This window comes from Actinomadura sp. KC345, from assembly GCF_004348515.1.
Classification (GTDB): domain Bacteria; phylum Actinomycetota; class Actinomycetes; order Streptosporangiales; family Streptosporangiaceae; genus Spirillospora.
On the sequence record NZ_SMKH01000165.1, the window covers coordinates 1 to 16523 of the forward strand.

14 protein-coding genes are annotated in these 16523 nt (G+C 71.1%); 6 read left to right on the forward strand and 8 right to left on the reverse strand.

Translation table 11 applies throughout. The features are described from left to right. The 4 genes from E1281_RS24530 to E1281_RS24545 all read right to left on the reverse strand — a co-directional run. A partial coding sequence (locus E1281_RS24530) for a DUF6801 domain-containing protein (RefSeq protein ID WP_131882016.1) occupies nucleotides 1-655 on the reverse strand: 655 nt, incomplete at its 3' end. Between the two features lie 298 nt (nucleotides 656-953). Further along, nucleotides 954-1961, reverse strand: coding sequence for a cupin-like domain-containing protein (locus E1281_RS24535; protein WP_131882017.1), 1008 nt, complete (start codon nucleotides 1959-1961; stop codon nucleotides 954-956). 46 nt (nucleotides 1962-2007) lie between these two features. Further along, the gene (locus tag E1281_RS24540) at nucleotides 2008-3393 is read right to left on the reverse strand and encodes a DUF6801 domain-containing protein (protein ID WP_131882018.1); all 1386 of its coding nucleotides are present in this window, start codon (nucleotides 3391-3393) and stop codon (nucleotides 2008-2010) included. 45 nt (nucleotides 3394-3438) lie between these two features. After that, entirely contained in the window at nucleotides 3439-5043 is a 1605-nt protein-coding gene (locus tag E1281_RS24545) for a phospholipid carrier-dependent glycosyltransferase (RefSeq protein ID WP_131882019.1), read from the reverse strand. Between the two features lie 449 nt (nucleotides 5044-5492). Here E1281_RS24545 and E1281_RS24550 point away from each other — a divergent pair, with 449 nt between their 5' ends. Then, nucleotides 5493-6749: a helix-turn-helix domain-containing protein gene (locus tag E1281_RS24550; protein ID WP_131882020.1), complete on the forward strand. Its 1257-nt coding sequence runs from the start codon at nucleotides 5493-5495 to the stop codon at nucleotides 6747-6749. 27 nt (nucleotides 6750-6776) lie between these two features. On the opposite strand, the gene E1281_RS24555 is transcribed toward E1281_RS24550, so the two are convergent. Continuing rightward, on the reverse strand, nucleotides 6777-7658 hold the full coding sequence (locus tag E1281_RS24555; RefSeq protein ID WP_131882021.1) for a hypothetical protein: 882 nt from the start codon (nucleotides 7656-7658) through the stop codon (nucleotides 6777-6779). Between the two features lie 21 nt (nucleotides 7659-7679). Next, nucleotides 7680-8636, reverse strand: a complete 957-nt coding sequence (locus tag E1281_RS24560; RefSeq protein ID WP_131882022.1) for a hypothetical protein — start codon at nucleotides 8634-8636, stop codon at nucleotides 7680-7682. A 437-nt stretch (nucleotides 8637-9073) separates the two neighbouring features. Here E1281_RS24560 and E1281_RS24565 point away from each other — a divergent pair, with 437 nt between their 5' ends. Beyond that, nucleotides 9074-9481: an ATP-binding protein gene (locus E1281_RS24565; protein WP_243717355.1), complete on the forward strand. Its 408-nt coding sequence runs from the start codon at nucleotides 9074-9076 to the stop codon at nucleotides 9479-9481. Between the two features lie 5 nt (nucleotides 9482-9486). Here the strand turns inward: E1281_RS24565 and E1281_RS24570 are convergent, their stop codons facing one another. Further along, the gene (locus E1281_RS24570) at nucleotides 9487-11097 is read right to left on the reverse strand and encodes an AMP-binding protein (protein WP_131882023.1); all 1611 of its coding nucleotides are present in this window, start codon (nucleotides 11095-11097) and stop codon (nucleotides 9487-9489) included. Nucleotides 11098-11219: 122 nt separating this feature from the next. Then, nucleotides 11220-12953, reverse strand: coding sequence for a pyruvate dehydrogenase (locus E1281_RS24575; RefSeq protein ID WP_131882024.1), 1734 nt, complete (start codon nucleotides 12951-12953; stop codon nucleotides 11220-11222). A gap of 117 nt (nucleotides 12954-13070) precedes the next feature. On the opposite strand from E1281_RS24575, the gene E1281_RS24580 reads away from it, so the two are divergent. The 4 genes from E1281_RS24580 to E1281_RS24595 form a co-directional block, all read left to right on the forward strand. Further along, nucleotides 13071-13619, forward strand: coding sequence for a MarR family transcriptional regulator (locus E1281_RS24580; RefSeq protein ID WP_243717357.1), 549 nt, complete (start codon nucleotides 13071-13073; stop codon nucleotides 13617-13619). A 97-nt stretch (nucleotides 13620-13716) separates the two neighbouring features. After that, nucleotides 13717-14916, forward strand: a complete 1200-nt coding sequence (locus E1281_RS24585) for a cupin domain-containing protein (protein ID WP_131882026.1) — start codon at nucleotides 13717-13719, stop codon at nucleotides 14914-14916. Further along, complete coding sequence (locus E1281_RS24590; protein ID WP_131882027.1) at nucleotides 14913-15752, forward strand: hypothetical protein; 840 nt, start codon at nucleotides 14913-14915, stop codon at nucleotides 15750-15752. The genes E1281_RS24585 and E1281_RS24590 overlap by 4 nt, the downstream gene beginning before the upstream one ends. After that, nucleotides 15749-16523: fumarylacetoacetate hydrolase family protein (locus tag E1281_RS24595; RefSeq protein WP_131882028.1), on the forward strand; the 775-nt coding region annotated here is incomplete at its 3' end. The genes E1281_RS24590 and E1281_RS24595, both read left to right, overlap by 4 nt.

Sequence of the window (16523 nt, forward strand, 5' to 3'; positions counted from 1 at the left end):
GGGTCGGGGTCGGAGTCGGCGTGCCGTCCGTGATCTCGAACTCGGCGAACGGATCCTCCTGGCCCGGGTCCTTGGTGCACTGGACCTCCTGCCCGCCCGGCCACACCGAGGTGCCGTCGGCCCGCTTCGGGTCGATGCGCTGGATCATGTTCTCGACGTAGATCTCGCCGTGGCCGGGCTGGGTGAAGACCAGCTGCGGGGCGGCGCCCGTGGCGACCAGGTCCCACTCCGCGCCCGGCGTCTGCGGGATGTCGTGCGACGGGATGACCACGTCCACGGCCACCGGCAGCTCCGGCGACTCGGGCACCGACAGCACCGCGTCGGCCGTCGCCGTCCCCTCGATGGTGGTGGCCCGGACCGCACGGAGCCCGTTGGTGATCGCACCGGTGATGTGCGCGGTCGCCGTGATCTCGAACGCGGGGGTCATCTCGCCGACGGGGATCTCCGCCGGGATGTCCGACGTGACGTCGACCGTGAGCGGCTGGTTGCCGATCAGCGGGAAGACGCAGTGGTAGTTGATCGTCTGCTGGACCGGCACGGCGGCGGCCGGCGCGGCGCCGACGACGCCGAGCGCCGACAGGCCGAGCCCGCCGATGGCGGCGACCGCGAGCCCTCTGGCTCCGCGCCGCTTGCGTCTGCTGAGTTTGTCTTCCAACGTTCTGCCTTTCTCGAAACGAGGCCGCTGGCGAAACTGCGAACCGAAACCTACCGACCGGTATCAGGGGTGTCTTTACGGTTCACTGACAAATTGGAAGGCAGTTGCACTCACCGTCCAACACCTATTCAAGGTCATTTTCACGGCACCGGATTTGCGCAGATAATGACACTTTTCAGGCGTGACGATCAGCGGACACTTGCGGCATGACAATAATTCACCGGCGACCGGGCCACTGCTGGCGCACAGGCCGGTAATTTGTCATCGGGCGATCGATTTCACGGAGCCGCGCCGATACTCAGAGGTGCTTGTAGGTCGTGTAGCCGGACGCGAAGTCGTTGTAGCGCAGGAAGTTGGTGAAGCTCATCGTGATCGTGGCGTCCAGGCCCTCGACGTAGTGCCACCAGCCGATCGGGATGAACAGCAGCTCGCCCGGCGCGAGCGTGCACTCCAGCACCTGCGCCTGCTTCATCCTGGGGAAGCGCTCGTAGTCGATCGCGCTCGCGTCCACGTCCGAATAGCAGTGGACGGTGTTGTAGAGGAACGCGGTGTCGTGCAGCGGCACCATTTTGATCTTCTTGCGGCCCATGACCTGCGCCATGAAGTTGTTGGTGAGGTCGTGGTGGAACGGCGTCTTCGTTCCGGGCGGCCCCAGCCAGAAGAAGCTCCGGCCCCGGGCGTCGCCGTCGAGGTACTCGCCGATCGGGTCGATGTCGTCCCACAGGACGTCCAGCGCCTCCTGGTTGCGGGACGCGTTGTTGGCCGTCATGTAGAAGTCGTTCGTCGTCCCGGCGGCCTCGACCATGTCGACGTACTCGCGGAACGGCATGGTCTTCTTGTGCCGCGGCCCGTTGATCTCGTAATTCTCGTCGGATTCGCGTCCGAACTGGACCTCGACCTCGTTGGCGCCGCAGGTGTCGCGGAGGTAGCCGAGGTCCCACTTCGTGCAGGCCGGCCACGACTTGAGCATCCCGGTGATGATGGCCGGGCGGTTCTGGAAGTAGTACTCCTCGAAGAACTCGTCCCGTGACGGCCGTTCCCGGCGTTCGATCTCACCGCCGGACGCGCGCATCCGGGCGAGCCGGCCGTAGACGGTGAGGGTCCATTCGCGTTTGCGCAGCCGGTTCGCGATGCGGGAGCCGCCCTGCACGTACGGGCTGGCGAGTGCCGCCGACACTTCCTGGGCGGCCTCTTGCTCGGTGAACTCGTTCTCGACCAGCACCGCGCGGATCGCCTCCGGGCGGTTGCCGAGCAGCAGGTTCTCGGCGATCCAGCGACGCCAGTCGTCCTTGGGACGGGTGGTCACGGCATTCTCCTCTCGTCGGGCGGGCGACTCGCCTTCGGCGAGACGCTCAGCGCGGATTGCGGGAAGGCTGGGGAAGCACGGGCGGGCAGCTGATCTCGGCGAACGGAATGCAGGTCGATCCGAGCGTCACGCGGAGCAGATTCCCGGGCCCGGCGACCGAGCCGTTGAACAGCGGATCGAGGTCCTCGCCGGCACCGCATCCCTTGAACCCGGGAATGGCGAAGGTTCCCTCGACCACTCCGCCCTCCAGGATGTTGGGCATCTGGCCCTTGAGCCGGAGGTCGGCGTCGGTGGCGGTCCGGCAGTTCGCGCCCACGTCCAGCGGAGTGCCGTTGACCTTCACGTCGCGGATGCGGATCGACATCTTCATGTGGGCGCTGACCGACTGGATTCCGGTCTCCCGGTCGCTGATCGCCTCGAACGTCCCGTAGTCCTGCGGGTCGTCCGGGTCACCGGGTTTCAGTGGCCGCTGCACCATTTCCATCGTCGCGGTGGTGGGCATGAGCCCGAATGTCAGGAAGGTGGACGTCGACCGCAGCGGCGTGACGAACTTCTGCCGCACCGACGCGCCCTCGCGGGTGATCATGTAGATCATGTTGGTGAGCGCCGGCTCGGCGAACTCCGGATCGTTCAGCACGGCGGCGCCGTCGAGCTTCGCGACGTTGGAGAATCCGGAAAGGTAGACGCAGCCCGGCATCCAGGTGTCGTCGGGCCCGGTGTACGTTCCGCACTCCGGCGGCGTCCCGCCGGGGGCCTGCGCGGGCGCCGGACCGGCCCTCGGCGCCGCGGACGCCTCCGGGGCCCGGCTCTGGCCCGGCGTTCCACCGCCCCGCACCGGCACTATGGCGAGCGTCATGTCCCGCCCCTCGGACGGGGAACAGGAGATCTCCAGGGACTTCGCGTCCTTGCCCGCACCGCCGTTGGCGTCGCGCGACTCCAGCGCCAGCGCCAGATCCCCCGCCGTGAACGTCAGGTCCCCGGCCCCCGCGGGCGTCACCGGCGGGACGTCACCGGACGCGTCCAACTCCAGGTCGGCGTCCTCCGCCACCGGCGTAACGGGCGTGGTCAGGCCGTCCCAGGCGACCGGCGTGGACGTGCCGTTCTGCCGCACGGTGGTCGCGAGCCGTACGGTGCCCGCGACGGAGGGCCCGCCGACCGCCGTCACCGCCGGTAGCGCGGCCTCCGGAACGGTCACCGTCGCCGTGATCCGGCCCGGCCTGACGGGTTCGCCCGCCGTCCCCGCCGCCGGGAACGTCCCCCGTACCTGGACGCCCACCCGATGGGACGCCCCGGACGGGAACTCGCACGCGTAGCCGAGGGAGGCGTCGGCCTCCTGCGCCGTGGCGGTGCCGCCGGACAGCGACCCGGACACGACCGCGCCGAGGCCGATCACCGTCACCGCCGCGACCACCGACCGGGCCCGGATCCTCATTCGGTCACCTCTCCTGAAGCTGCGGACATGCGTGCGGGTCACGGGTCAGGCCCAGCCGGGAAGCCACAGGCGTGCGAGCCGCTCCGCCTCCGGGAGCGCCCTGGCCGTGAGGATCGGATGGAGGTGGAACAGGTTCACCGCGACGACCGCCAGGTAGGCGGCGCCCGCCCCGCCGATCACCGCGCGCATCACCGGCCGGTCGCGGTACGGGACGTAGATCCCCTCGAACAGCAGGACGATCGCGAGGATCGCGAACGGCAGCATCGGCAGCGCGTAGGTGGAGTACATCGTCCGGTCGTCGAACGCCGCCGGAAGCCACGGCAGCAGGCCGGCCAGGTAGCCGCCGACCACGGTGACCGCCCGCCAGTCGCGGAAGAAGAGCGAGTAGCACGCCATGGCGAGCAGCGCCGCGATGGAGAACCACCAGATCGCGGGGGTGCCGAGGTGGGCGATCTCGCTGACGCACGTCTCCGCGTGGCACCCGTCCTGCCCCTCCGGCGCGGACGTCCGCCACATGGCGGCCGGATGCCCCAGGTAGGGCCACTGCCACGGCCACGACCGGCCCGGGTTCGCGCCCGTCACACCGCCGTGGAAGTCCAGGGTCATCGCGTGGTAGTGCCACAGCGACCGGAGCGGGTTCAGGAACGTGGGCCAGATGCCGCTCGGGTTCAGGTCGGCCCAATCCCGCTGGAAGCCGGGGAGCGTCTGGCCGAACAGCGCCTTCTGCAGGCCCGTCCCGGAGGCGAACCAGCCCCACCAGCCGGCCACGTAGACGACCCCGGCGGTGAAGCCCACCTGGAGCAGGGACAGCGGCACGTCCAGCTTCACCACGCCGCGCCACGGCCGGGCGACTCCGGCGTCCTTACGCGCGTTCCGGTCCCAGATCAGCGCCAGCGCCCAGAAGAAGAGCATCGCGTACACGGCGGACCATTTCGTGCCGCAGGCGAGCCCGAAGCAGACCCCGGCGCCGATCCGCCACCCGTGCCGGACGAGCGGCCCGCCGGGTTTCGCGCCCTCCACGCGGGACGCCAGAGCGGCGCGCGCCCTGTCCCGGTCGATGAGGACGCAGGCGAAACCGGCGAGTATCCAGACGAGCATGAAGATGTCGAGCATCGACACCCGGCTGGACACGAGCCATGATCCGTCCAGCGCCAGCAGCAGTCCGGCCGCGCAGCCGAGCACGGTCGACCCGGTCGTCCGCCGCGCGATGCGGGCCAGCAGCAGCACCGCCAGGACGCCCGCGACACCGGCCGCGAACCTGAACCCGAACGGGCCGGAGCCGGCGACCGCCATGCCCGCCGCGATGAACCACTTGCCGAGCGGCGGGTGGGCGGCCCACTCCGCGCCGTGCGCCAGGCCGGCCTCCGGATTCCCGGCGAGGAAGTGGAGGTTGGCGGGGCTCCCGTCAGACCTGACATTCCAGTTGTGCTCGACGCCGTAGTGCAGGAACGACCACGCGTCCTTGGCGTAGTACGTCTCGTCCCAGACGAGCGCGTGCGGGGTCCCGAGCCGGTGGAACACCAGCAGCCCGGCGAACGCCGAGACGAGGAGCGGCCCGAGCCAGCCGTAGAGGGACCCGCGCAGCCGGTCCCGGCGCGACGGCGCGTCCGTCGCGGACCCGGGCCTCTCCACGGCCACCGAAGCGGTCAACGCGCCCACCCTTCGGTCGTCACAGTCCGGATTCAGGGACCGTAACGAAGCCCGGACCCACAAAGGAATCGAGTCCGCGACGAAGAAGGATGCACATTTCACTCAGTTGACCACGGCCTGATCGCAGGCGATCTTCAAGCCGCGTGGATCATTGTCGTTTCATGACAACTTTTCAATCGACGCGCATTTTTACTTGTTCCGGAACGGTAATGTCCGGCGGTCGTTCCGGCCGGGGCTTCGCGGGCGGCACCGGCCAGAAATTCGGGGGCAGCGTCGGCGTCCGCGGAATGCGGGGCGGTTCGCGGGGCGGCGATCACCCCGAATGAGGTTCTTGTAAACGGGTGAGCACCGGTCATGGGGATTTGTTCTTCAGGTCTAGAGAACGGGAGCGCGGGCCGTGCGACCTTCAATGCGTTCCGCGTCACGCCAGGTGCGACGGAGGTGCGCAGATGACCGGAGTCCTGGAATACGAGGGTCCCGCCGATCGCGACGGCCGGCTCCCGCCGCGGCTCGCCCGGCTGATGCGGCCGGAGCTGCCGAGCCTCGCCGAGGAGATCGTCGCCGAGATCCGCCGCGCGATCCCCGAGTACGCCCGGCCGCTCGACGGGCCGTACGGTCACGTGCTGCGGCTGAGCGTGGAGCACAGCCTGGCCGCGTTCGTCGACCGGGTGGCGGCGGTCCCCGGTGTTCCGGCCATCAGCAGGGACTCCGTGGGGACGGCCCGGATGCTCGGCCAGTACGAGGCGCACGAGGGCCGCAGCATGGACTGCCTCCAGGCCGCCTACCGGATCGGCGGGCAGGTCGCGTGGCGGCGCGTCATGAAGGTCGCGCCGCGCCACGACATCTCCTCGGCCACCATGTCGCGGCTGGCCGAGGCGCTGTTCGTCTACCTGGACGACCTGGCCGCCCACTCGCTCGACGGCTACCTGCGGGCCAGGGAGCGCCCGATACCGGCACTCGACGAGCGGCGCCGGCGGCTGCTCCACCTCCTCCTGGAGGACCCTGGAGCCGACCTCGCCGAGCCGGCCGAGGCCACCGGGTGGGCCGTCCCGGACGAGGTCACGCTCGTCGCCGTCGAGCCGGAGGCCCGCTGCGTGTGGACCTCCCTGGACGAGGACGTCCTCGCCGACGTGGAGTGCGCCGCGCCGTACCTCCTGCTGCCCGGCCCGTTCACGCCCGGTCGCCACGCGATGCTGGGCGAGGCGCTGCCCGGCAGCCGGATCGCGGTCGGCCTCACGATGCCGGCCGGCCAGGCCGCGGACTCGCTCCGCTGGGCCCGCCGGGCACTCGACCTCGCGCTCGACGGCGTCCTCGGCGACGACCCGGTGACCCTGTGCGAGGAGAACCTCGTCTCGCTGTGGCTCCTGTCCGATCCCGCGCTGGTCGAGCAGTTGACCCGGCGGCATCTGGGGATCCTCGACGGCATGACGCCCGGCCGGCGGGACCGGCTGACCGAGACGCTCCGCTGCCGCCTCATGACCCGCGGCACCGCCGCCGAGATCGCCGAGCAGCTCCAGATCCACCCGCAGACCGTCCGGTACCGGATGCGCAAGATCGAGCAGGTCTTCGGCAAGGAACTCGACGACCCGGAGGCCCGCTTCGGCATAGAGGTGGTCCTCCGCGCCGCGCACTTACGCTCCCGCCGCCGCCCGGTCGTCCGGCGCCGCGCACAGCCTCACCCGGCTCCACGCCTGCACTCCCTGTGACACGGCGCCGCCGCCGGGCGACGCGGGTCAGCGGGGAGGCGGCTGGACCTTGCCTATGCCGAGGGTGTTCTGCGCGGGCATCAGGCCGGTCTCCAGGACCTTGACCAGGATCGGCATCGTGAGCTGCGCGAGGCGGTCGGTCTTCTCCGCGCCGAGCGTCCGCCAGGGCCCGTAGGCGAGGTCGTCGGTCGTGCGCTCGACGGAGTCGCGCAGCTCGCGGCCCCGGCCGGTCGCGGCTCCGCCGGCGTCGACGAGGCCGCGGGACGCGAGGCGCTCGCGGGCGGCGGCCCACTCGTCGTCCGTCCAGCCCCGGCCGGCGAACGTCTCCACCGGCGCGGCACCGATCGCGGCGAACGAGACGAGCGCCTCGACGGGGTCGAGCCCGGCCGTGAGGAGCGCGGCCACGTGGCCGTCCCCGCGGTGCTCGCGCAGGATGCCGATGGCGTGCCAGAGGACGAGATGCGGCTCGTCCGGCCAGGGCAGGCCGGCGTTGGCCGCGGCGAGCGGGCGTCCGGCGGTGGCGGCCGACTCGGCGGCGGAGCGGGCCAGCTCCGCGGCCTCGGCGATGTCCGGGGTGTCGACGGCATCACCGAGGAGCGTCCGGTACATCCGGTCGACGGCGCGGGTGCGGGCCGCCAGGACGCGTTCGGGCGGGGCGACCGTCCACGCGGCGGGGACGTGCTCGGCCACCATGCGGGGGCTGAAGCTGTAGAAGGCGGACGCCACCGATGAGGCGCCGGCCGCGCCGAGCGGTGCGGCGCGCCAGGCGAAGTAGCTCGGCCAGCGGGCCTCCACCTTGTAGCCGAGCGCCTCCGCCTCGGCGAACACGTCGGGTGAGTACCAGAACAGGGCGTGCACCGGTTCGAGCTGGTGCCACGCCTGCCGGGCAAGGCCGGGGTTCTCGGTCACCGCGGTCTCCTCTCGCTGGGTTCACCGCCACCCTATCTTGACACTGGAAAGATTGCGCACGGCGGGGTTGCCCGGACGCCGCTTCTCGTGGCGGGGGAAGGACAGCAGGGCGAGGATGGCCAGGCCCACGCCGGCGGCCCTCAGCAGGAACAGGGCGGGGTCGCTCGGCCACGGTTCGCCGTACAGCAGCGTGGCCGAGGCGAGCAGGTGCGTCTTCGCGGTCACCGTGACGACGGTGACGATGATCGTGAGGCGGCAGCGCTGAAGGCCGATCGACAGCAGGCCGAGGCCGAGGACGCCGGCGAGCAGGAACAGGAACGGGTGCGGCGAGGTCAGGACGTCCCCCCGGTGGTCGCCGGCGAGCATCGTCGCCATGCCCATGCCGAAGACCTCGGTGGCGCCGAGCAGGACGCCCGCGCCGCAGCCGTAGGCGATGCCGGTGAGCGGCCTGGCGTGCCGCCCGCGGACCTGGCGGTCGCGCACGCCGAACATCCAGAGCGGCAGGGCCAGCGACGGGACGACGACGAGGGCGGCCTTCCACAGCGGCAGGGCGGCGGCCGCCTCGGCACCGCCCGTGCGGTGCAGCGCGCCCGCGAGCGACTCCCCCGGGCCCGGCATGACCGACAGCGCGGCGGTGACCATCGCGGCCACGGTGATGATCGCGGCGCCCCACTCGCGCGAGGTGGGACGTTCGCCGAACCCGCTCATCCCCACGGCCAGCAGCAGGACGAGGCCCAGTCCGAAGGCCGGGAGCGTGGCCGCGACCGGGAGCGTGACAAGGGCGGTGGCGGAGAGCGCGAAGCCCGCCAGCAGCACCAGGACGCCGGCCAGCCAGCGCGGGCTGCGCACCAGCCGCCCGGCGGCGTGCAGCGGGTGCCGGCCGCCGATCGGGCTCATCCGGGCGGTGGCCGTCTTGAAAAGGACGTACGCGACGATGTAGACGGCCTGCGCGGAACAGGCGAGAACGACGGCTTGCATGGCGCACCTCCGGGGGTGAGGCTCCGGCCGGAGCCACGGTGCGGCCCGGCAGGCGGCACCCCATCTCCGCCGACCCGGCGATAACGCTGATGTAACGGATGGTGACATGGAGAAGGCGTCCGGCGATCCACGCCAAGGGACGGATAAAATGACCGGTTTGTACGCCTAGGTGAGCAAATGGCACGGACCTGCGATGGGGTGTTACACGTCGCCGCCCGCCGCTCCATCTCGACCATGTGGCGGAGTGAGCAAAAACATGGTCGAGGTTTCATATTTTCGCAATGCGCGGATCTTGCGGTAACTCGTACCATGAGCTCCGCGTCTGACGTCGAACCCGCCCCCGAAAGGCCGAGATCGATACGTCCATGGCATTGCCCGATCACTCACCGCAGGTGAATGATTGCGATGCGCGTCCGAGTTCCGATGGTGAGGTTCAGGTGACCGTGGGGATGGAACGGCTCGGTGACCCGTTCGGGTTCACCGGTGACGGCGATGGCGGCCGCCGGGCCCGTCGTGCCGTCCGCGAGCGTGCCGCGAAGGTCGTCGCGGACGAGATGCTGCTGGACGACATCGAGCTGATGGCCGCCGAGGGCGTCGCCAACGCCGTCCTGCACGGCACGGGGATCGTCACCGTGTCGGTCGCCACCGACGGCCGGCGGATCCGCGTCGACGTCACCGACGACGGCCCCGCCCAGGACGGCCCCCACGACGAGCCGCGCCTCGACCACGGGCGCGGCCTCACCGTCATCGACGCGCTCGCCGACGAGTGGGGCCTCGACCAGTCCCCCCGCCGCACCCGCCTCTGGTTCGTCATCGACGCGGACCGGCCTCCCACCGGCGCGTAGCACGCTCAGTCCGAGCGGTCCTGGAGTTCGCGGCGGAGGACCTTGCCGGTGGCGTTGCGGGGGAGCGCGTCGACGAAGTGGACGTCGCGGGGGACGGCGAAGCGCGCGAGATGGTCGCGGACGTGGGCGCGCACGGCGTCGGCGTCGAGGTCCTCCCCCTCGCGCAGGGCGATGTAGGCGGCGGCCCGCTGGCCGAAGCTCTCGTCCGGCACCCCGATCACCGAGACCTCCAGCACCTGCGGGAGCGCGCTCAGGACCTCCTCGATCGCGCTCGGGAAGACGTTCTCCCCACCCGAGACGATCATGTCGTCGTCGCGGCCCTGCACGAAGAGGCGGCCCTGCTCGTCGAGGTGCCCGACGTCGCCGAGGCTCATCAGGCCGTCGCGCATCTCCTTGGTGTCGCCGCTGGTGTAGCCGGCGAACGGCATCTCGTTGGCGGCGAAGATGCGTCCGGTGGTCCCGGCCGGGACGCGTTCACCGGACTCGTCCAGGATCGCGACCTTCGTCCCCGGCGGGGGCGTGCCCGCCGTGTCGGGACGGGCGCGCAGGTCGGCGGGCGTGGCGATGGTGACCCACGACGCCTCCGTCGACCCGTACATGTTGTAGAGGACGTCGCCGAACTCGTCCATGAACGCGGTGGCGAGCGTCGCCGGCAGCGCCGAGCCGCTGAGCGCCGCGATCCGCATCGAGGACGTGTCGTACTTGCGGCGCGCGGACTCCGGGACGTCCATCATGCGCTGGAGCATGACGGGGACGGCGACGAGCGCGGTCGCCCTGGTGGCCTCCAGCGTCCGGAGCGTCTGCTCGGGGTCGAAGCGGGACCGCAGCACGATCGTGGCGCGCAGCGGGATCGCCGCCTGGAGCATCGCGTATCCCCAGGTGTGGAACAGCGGCGCCTCGATGAACATCCGCTCGCGCACCCGGTACGGGATGCGGGACAGGACCGACACCATCGGCGACAGGCCCGGCCGCGAGTGCCGGTTGGCGCCCTTGGGACGGCCGGTCGTGCCGGAGCTGAGGACGACGGTCCGGCCCGCCTTCGCGGGCGGCGCGATCCTGGCGCCGGGCGCCGTGGCGATGAGGTTCTCCAGCTCGGAGTTGGGCCCGCCCGCCCCCACGGCGTGGACGGTCTTCGGGACGGCCGCGAGGAAGCCGGCGAACTCGGTGTCGGCGATGACGACCTCGGCCTCCTGCTCGCGCACGACGGTCACGAGCTGCTCGGTGCTCATCCCGGTGTTCAGCAGGATGGTGTCGGAGCCGAGCTTGCTGCACGCGACGAGCGTCTCGACCATGCCCCGGTGGTTGCGGCACAGGACCGCGACGCGGGGCGCGGTGCCGAACCGCCCGAGCGCGGCGGCCAGCCGGTCGGTGCGGGCGTCGACCTCGCCGTAGGTCAGCTCGCCCTCATCGTCGACGATCGCCACGGCGCCGGGGTCGCGGGCCGCGGTGGACACGAGCGTCCCGCCGAGCAGGGTGCCCCAGCGCCGCAGCGCGTTGAGCTGGCGGGCGACCCGCAGCGGCGGCCCGGGACGCCACATCCCGCTCCGGAAGAACATGCCGCCGGCCCGCACGACCAGCGCCACGCGGCGCCCGAACTCCGACGATCGTCCGCTCATCTGCCGCCTCCGACGCTTGGTGCGAGGTACGAGTCGACCGTACGGATAACCGCTTTCGCCCTCTTCTATGCCGGGCCACCTATTCGGGCGCGCGGTTGTCACGCGCCTGACAACCGGCGCGGTCAGGGGCGGGGGATGTTGCGGAGGTTGCTGCGGGCCAGGTCGAGCATCTTGCCGACGCCGCCGGTCAGGACGGTCTTGCCCGCGGAGAGCGCGAAGCCCTTAACCTGCTGCGCGGTGATGCGCGGCGGGAGGGACAGGGCGTTCGGGTCCGTGACGACGTCCAGGAGGTAGGGCCCCGGGGCGGCGAGGGCGGTCTCCATCGCGGCGCGGACGTCGGACGGGCGTTCCACGCGGGCCGAATCGATTCCCATGCAGGCGGCGATGGCGGCGTAGTCGACGGCCTCGTGGTCGGTCTCGTAGGCGGGGAAGCCGTCCACCATCATTTCGAGGCGCACCATGCCGAGCGACGCGTTGTTGAACAGGATGATCTTCACGGGGACGCGGTGGAGCTTGACCGTGAGGAGTTCGCCGAGCAGCATCGCGAGGCCGCCGTCGCCGGAGACGGAGACGACCTGGCGCCCGGGTGCGCCGTACTGCGCGCCGATCGCGTGCGGTAGCGCGTTCGCCATTGAGCCGTGGACGAACGAGCCCATCACGCGACGGCGGCCGTTGGGCGTGATGTAGCGGGCGACCCAGACGTTGCACATGCCGGTGTCCACGGTGAATATCGCGTCGTCGGCGGCGATGTCGTCCAGGACGTAGGCGACGTACTCCGGGTGGATCGGAATGTGCTTCTCGATGTCCCGCGTATATGCGGAGACGACGTTCTCCAGAGCGCGCGTGTGGCGGTGCAGCATGTCGTCCAAGTAGGACCGGTCGTGCTTCTGCTCGACCTTGCCAAGGACGAGCCGGAGCGTCTCCCCCACGTCGCCGTGCACGGCCAGATCGAGCGGTGTGCGGCGGCCCAGTTTCGCTGGGTCGTCGTCCACCTGGATGGTGTTCTTGCCCGGCAGGAATTGGTCGTAGGGGAAGTCGGTGCCCAGGAGGACGACCAGATCGGCCTCCTGCGTCGCCTCGTAGCAGGCGCCGTACCCGAGCAGGCCGCTCATCCCGACGTCGAAGGGATTGTCGTACTGGATCCGTTCCTTGCCGCGCAGCGCGTGACCGATCGGCGAGAGCAGCTTGTGCGCGAGCTGCATCACCTCGGAATGGGCGTCCTTGACGCCGCCGCCGCAGAACAGCATCACCTTGCGCGCCCGGTTGAGCGCCCCCGCGAGCTGCTCCACCTGGTCGGCCGGCGGCCGGACGATCCCCTTGCGGACGAGGAAGTCGTGCTCGCCGGTCGGCTCCGCGGTGTCCTTGCCCGCGACGTCGCCGGGCAGCGTCAGCACCGCGACGCCGCCGAGCCCGAGCGCCTGCTGGATCGCGGTCCGCAGGATGCGCGGCATCTGCTCCGGGGTGCTGATCGCCTCGCAGAAGTGGCTGCACTCGGCGAAGAGCCGCTCGGGATGCGTCTCCTGGAAGTACCCGCTGCCGATCTGCGCGCTCGGGATCTGGGAGGCCAGCGCCAGCACGGGCGCCCCCGACCGGTGCGCGTCGTAGAGGCCCTGGACGAGGTGGGTGTTGCCGGGGCCGCAGCTTCCCGCGCACACGGCGAGCCGTCCCGTCGTCTGCGCCTCGGCGGCCGCGGCGAAGGCGCCCGCCTCCTCGTTGCGGACGTGCACCCAGTCGATGCCGTCGGTCCGGCGGATCGCGTCCACGATCGGGTTGAGGCTGTCGCCCACCACGCCGTAGACGCGCCGTACGCCGGCCTGGCGCAGCACTTCGATGAACTGGTCGGCGACGGTCGCCATCGGCCCTCCCGAGCACGCTTCACTGATCCCGCATGATCCCCGCACGGGGGAGATTCCCGGTGATCTCCCCCTGACACCCACGTCTCAGCCGGGTTAAATAGTTAACTCATGAATCAGATGAGGGGATCGGATATGGCCGCGGAGGGCGGAGACGAGCCGGACTTCTGGTCGTTCGTCGATCTGGCGGGACGCAGGCTCTCGGAGGAGTTCGGGTTCCCGCACCCGCTCGCGACCCGGCTGCTGCTGACCCTCAACCGGGCGTCGATGATCGTCACCTACGACCTGGAGTCCACGGTGCACCGGCCGCGCGGGCGCTCGTGGGCGGGCTTCCGGCTGCTGTTCGTGACCTGGCTGGCGGGGCCGCTGGAGCCGGGCCGGGCCGCCACGCTCGCCGGGATGAGCAGGGCCGCGGTGTCCAACCTGGCGAAGACGCTGATCGCGGACGGGATGATGGACCGCGCGCCCGGAGAGCGGGACGGCCGGTCGGTGATCTTGTCCCTGACCGAGCACGGCCGGCGGGCCATGCTGGAGATCTTCGCCGGGCAGAACGAGCGCGAGCGGCAGTGGGCGGGCGTGCTGACCGAGGCCGAGCAGCACATGCTGATCATGCTGCTGGACAAGCTCATCGCCGGCCGGACGCAGTTCGACGCGCGGGAGCGGAGCTGAAGCGCGGCGGGACCGGTTAGGCCCTTCCCTGTGCGGGAGATGAGTCGTAGTGTCGGCACAAAATGGTTAATGCGTTAATCATCGGAGGCGAGGGAGCATGGCGCACTACCGCCGGGTCGGCCACGTGCCGCCGAAACGCCACACCCAGCATCGCCACGGGAACGGCGAGGAGCGGCTCTACTTCGAGGAGCTGATGGGCGAGGAAGGGTTCTCGTCCGACTCGTCGCTGCTGTACCACCGGGAGATCCCGTCCGCGATCGTCGACTCGCAGGCGTGGGACGTCCCGGACGCCTCCACAACGCCCAACCATCCGCTCAAGCCCCGCCACCTCAAGCTGCACGAGCTGTTCCCCAAGGAGACCTGGGCCGACACAGATGTCGTCACCGGGCGGCGCCTCATCCTCGGCAACAGCGACGTCCGCCTGTCGTACGTCGTCTCCATGGCGGACTCACCGCTGTACCGCAACGCGACCGGCGACGAGATCGTCTACATCGAGTCCGGCACGGCCACGGTCGAGACGGTCTTCGGGACGCTGCCCGCCAAGCAGGGCGACTACGTCATCATCCCGACGTCCACCACCCACAGGTGGCTGCCCACCGGCGACCAGCCGCTCCGCGCGTACGCGATCGAGGCGAGAGGCCACATCGCGCCGCCGAAGCGCTACCTGTCGCGCTACGGCCAGTTCCTTGAGCACGCCCCGTACTGCGAGCGCGACCTGCACGCCCCGGACGAGACCTTCCTGTCCGACGGCACGGACGTCGAGGTCCTGGTCAAGCACCGGGGCTCGCGGGGCGTCACCGGAACCCGCATGACCTATGCGCGGCACCCGTTCGACGTGGTCGGCTGGGACGGCTGCCTGTACCCGTTCACGTTCAGCGTCCACGACTTCGAGCCGATCACCGGGCGCGTCCACCAGCCGCCGCCCGCGCACCAGGTGTTCGAGGGCCACAACTTCGTCGTGTGCAACTTCGTCCCCCGCAAGGTCGACTACCACCCGCTGTCGATCCCGGTGCCCTACTACCACTCGAACGTGGACTCCGACGAGATCATGTTCTACTGCGGCGGCGACTACGGGGCGCGCAAGGGCTCGGGCATCGGGCCGGGGTCGGTCTCCGTCCATCCGGGCGGCTTCGCGCACGGCCCGCAGCCGGGCGCGTACGAGCGCAGCATCGGCGTCGAGTTCTTCGACGAGCTGGCCGTCATGGTCGACACCTTCCACCCGCTCGAACTCGGCGAAGGCGGCCTGGCCTGCGAGGACCCGGCCTACGCCTGGACGTGGGCGAAGGGGCGGTCATGATCCCGGCGTTCGCCCTCGGCCTCTGCGACGACGCGGCCGTGTTCCCGCCGGGTCTCGCCCCGCTCACCGACGCCGTCCCGGCCCACCGCCGGCACCGGTCGGCCCCCTACGCGGAACTCGTCGGCCCGCTCGTCCTGCCGGCGACCGCGCTGGGCGACCTGGACCGGCTGCTCGGCCCCGGCGATCCGCTCGACCTGTCGGTGACCGCGCCGGGCGGGCCGTGCGAGGCGGCCAAGTCCCTCGTGACGGCCGCCGGACTGCCGGTCGACCTGCGCGGGCTTGAGGTCGCCGTCCCGCCCGGGATGCAGCCGGACGAGTTCTTCCGCGTGCTCGGCCCCGTCCCCGTGCCGCTGTACGTCGAGGTGCCGAGGGACGACCGCCGGGCCGCGGTGATCGCCGCGGTGGCCGCGCGCGGCCACCGCGCGAAGTTCCGCACGGGCGGCGTGAAGGCCAACCTCTACCCGAGCACGGACGAGCTGGCCGCCGCGGTCAAGGCCGTGGTGGAGGCCGGGGTCCCGTTCAAGGCGACCGCGGGCCTGCACCATCCCGTCCGCAACACCGACCGGGAGACGGGCTTCCACCAGCACGGCTTCCTCAACCTGCTGCTCGCGACCGACGCCGCTCTGGACGGCCGCCCGCTGCCCGACCTCGCCGCCATCCTCGGCGACCGCGACGCCCGGTCCATCGCGTCCCGCGTGGCGCGGCTCGGCGAGGCCCGCACGATCGCCGCCCGCGCTCACTTCCTGTCGTTCGGGACGTGCAGCATCACCGACCCGCTGACCGAACTCGCGGACCTCGGCCTGCTCGCGGCCGCACTCCAGGAGACGTCCCGTTGACCCGTATCGACATCCCCGAAGACTCCCTCTTCGGTCTCGGCAACCTCCCCTACGGCGTGTTCTCCACACCTGGGACGCCCCCTCGCGCGGGCGTCCGCGTGGCCGACACCGTCGTCGACCTCACCTTCGTGGACGACGTCTTCGCCGCGCCTTGCCTGAACCCCTTCATGGCCCAGGGGCACGCACGCTGGGTGGAGGTCCGCGCCCGGATCCTGGATCTGGTCTCCGGTGACGTCCCGGACGCGGCCGTGCATCCGGTCGACTCGGTCACCCTGCACATGCCGTTCGAGGTGGCCGACTACGTCGACTTCTACGCGTCCGAGCACCACGCGTCCAACCTCGGCCGCCTCTTCCGTCCCGGCTCCGAGCCGCTCATGCCGAACTGGAAGCACCTTCCCGTCGGCTACCACGGCCGCGCGGGGACGGTCGTGCCGTCCGGGACGGACATCGTCCGGCCCACCGGCCAGCGCAAGGGGGAGGCAGCCCCCACGTTCGGCGGATCGCGCCGCCTGGACATCGAGGCCGAGGTCGGCTTCGTCGTCGGCACCCCGTCGCCGCTCGGCTCCCCCGTCGGCGCGGACGACTTCGGCGAGCGGGTCTTCGGGGCCGTCCTCGTCAACGACTGGTCGGCGCGCGACATCCAGGCATGGGAGTACGTGCCCCTTGGTCCGTTCCTAGGGAAGAGCTTCGCGACGTCCATCTCGCCTTGGGTCGTCCCACTCCTCGCTCTGGACGCCGCCCGCGTCGCCACCCCGCCGCAGACCCCGGAGC

Excerpts from the sequence above, each read along its gene's own strand:
- E1281_RS24580 (WP_243717357.1), top strand. The coding sequence starts at position 13,071 with ATGAGGGGATCGGATATGGCCGCGGAGGGCGGAGACGAGCCGGACTTC.
- E1281_RS24550 (WP_131882020.1), top strand. The coding sequence starts at position 5,493 with ATGACCGGAGTCCTGGAATACGAGGGTCCCGCCGATCGCGACGGCCGG.
- E1281_RS24560 (WP_131882022.1), bottom strand. The coding sequence starts at position 8,636 with ATGCAAGCCGTCGTTCTCGCCTGTTCCGCGCAGGCCGTCTACATCGTC.
- E1281_RS24540 (WP_131882018.1), bottom strand. The coding sequence starts at position 3,393 with ATGAGGATCCGGGCCCGGTCGGTGGTCGCGGCGGTGACGGTGATCGGC.
- E1281_RS24570 (WP_131882023.1), bottom strand. The coding sequence starts at position 11,097 with ATGAGCGGACGATCGTCGGAGTTCGGGCGCCGCGTGGCGCTGGTCGTG.
- E1281_RS24585 (WP_131882026.1), top strand. The coding sequence starts at position 13,717 with ATGGCGCACTACCGCCGGGTCGGCCACGTGCCGCCGAAACGCCACACC.
- E1281_RS24590 (WP_131882027.1), top strand. The coding sequence starts at position 14,913 with ATGATCCCGGCGTTCGCCCTCGGCCTCTGCGACGACGCGGCCGTGTTC.
- E1281_RS24575 (WP_131882024.1), bottom strand. The coding sequence starts at position 12,953 with ATGGCGACCGTCGCCGACCAGTTCATCGAAGTGCTGCGCCAGGCCGGC.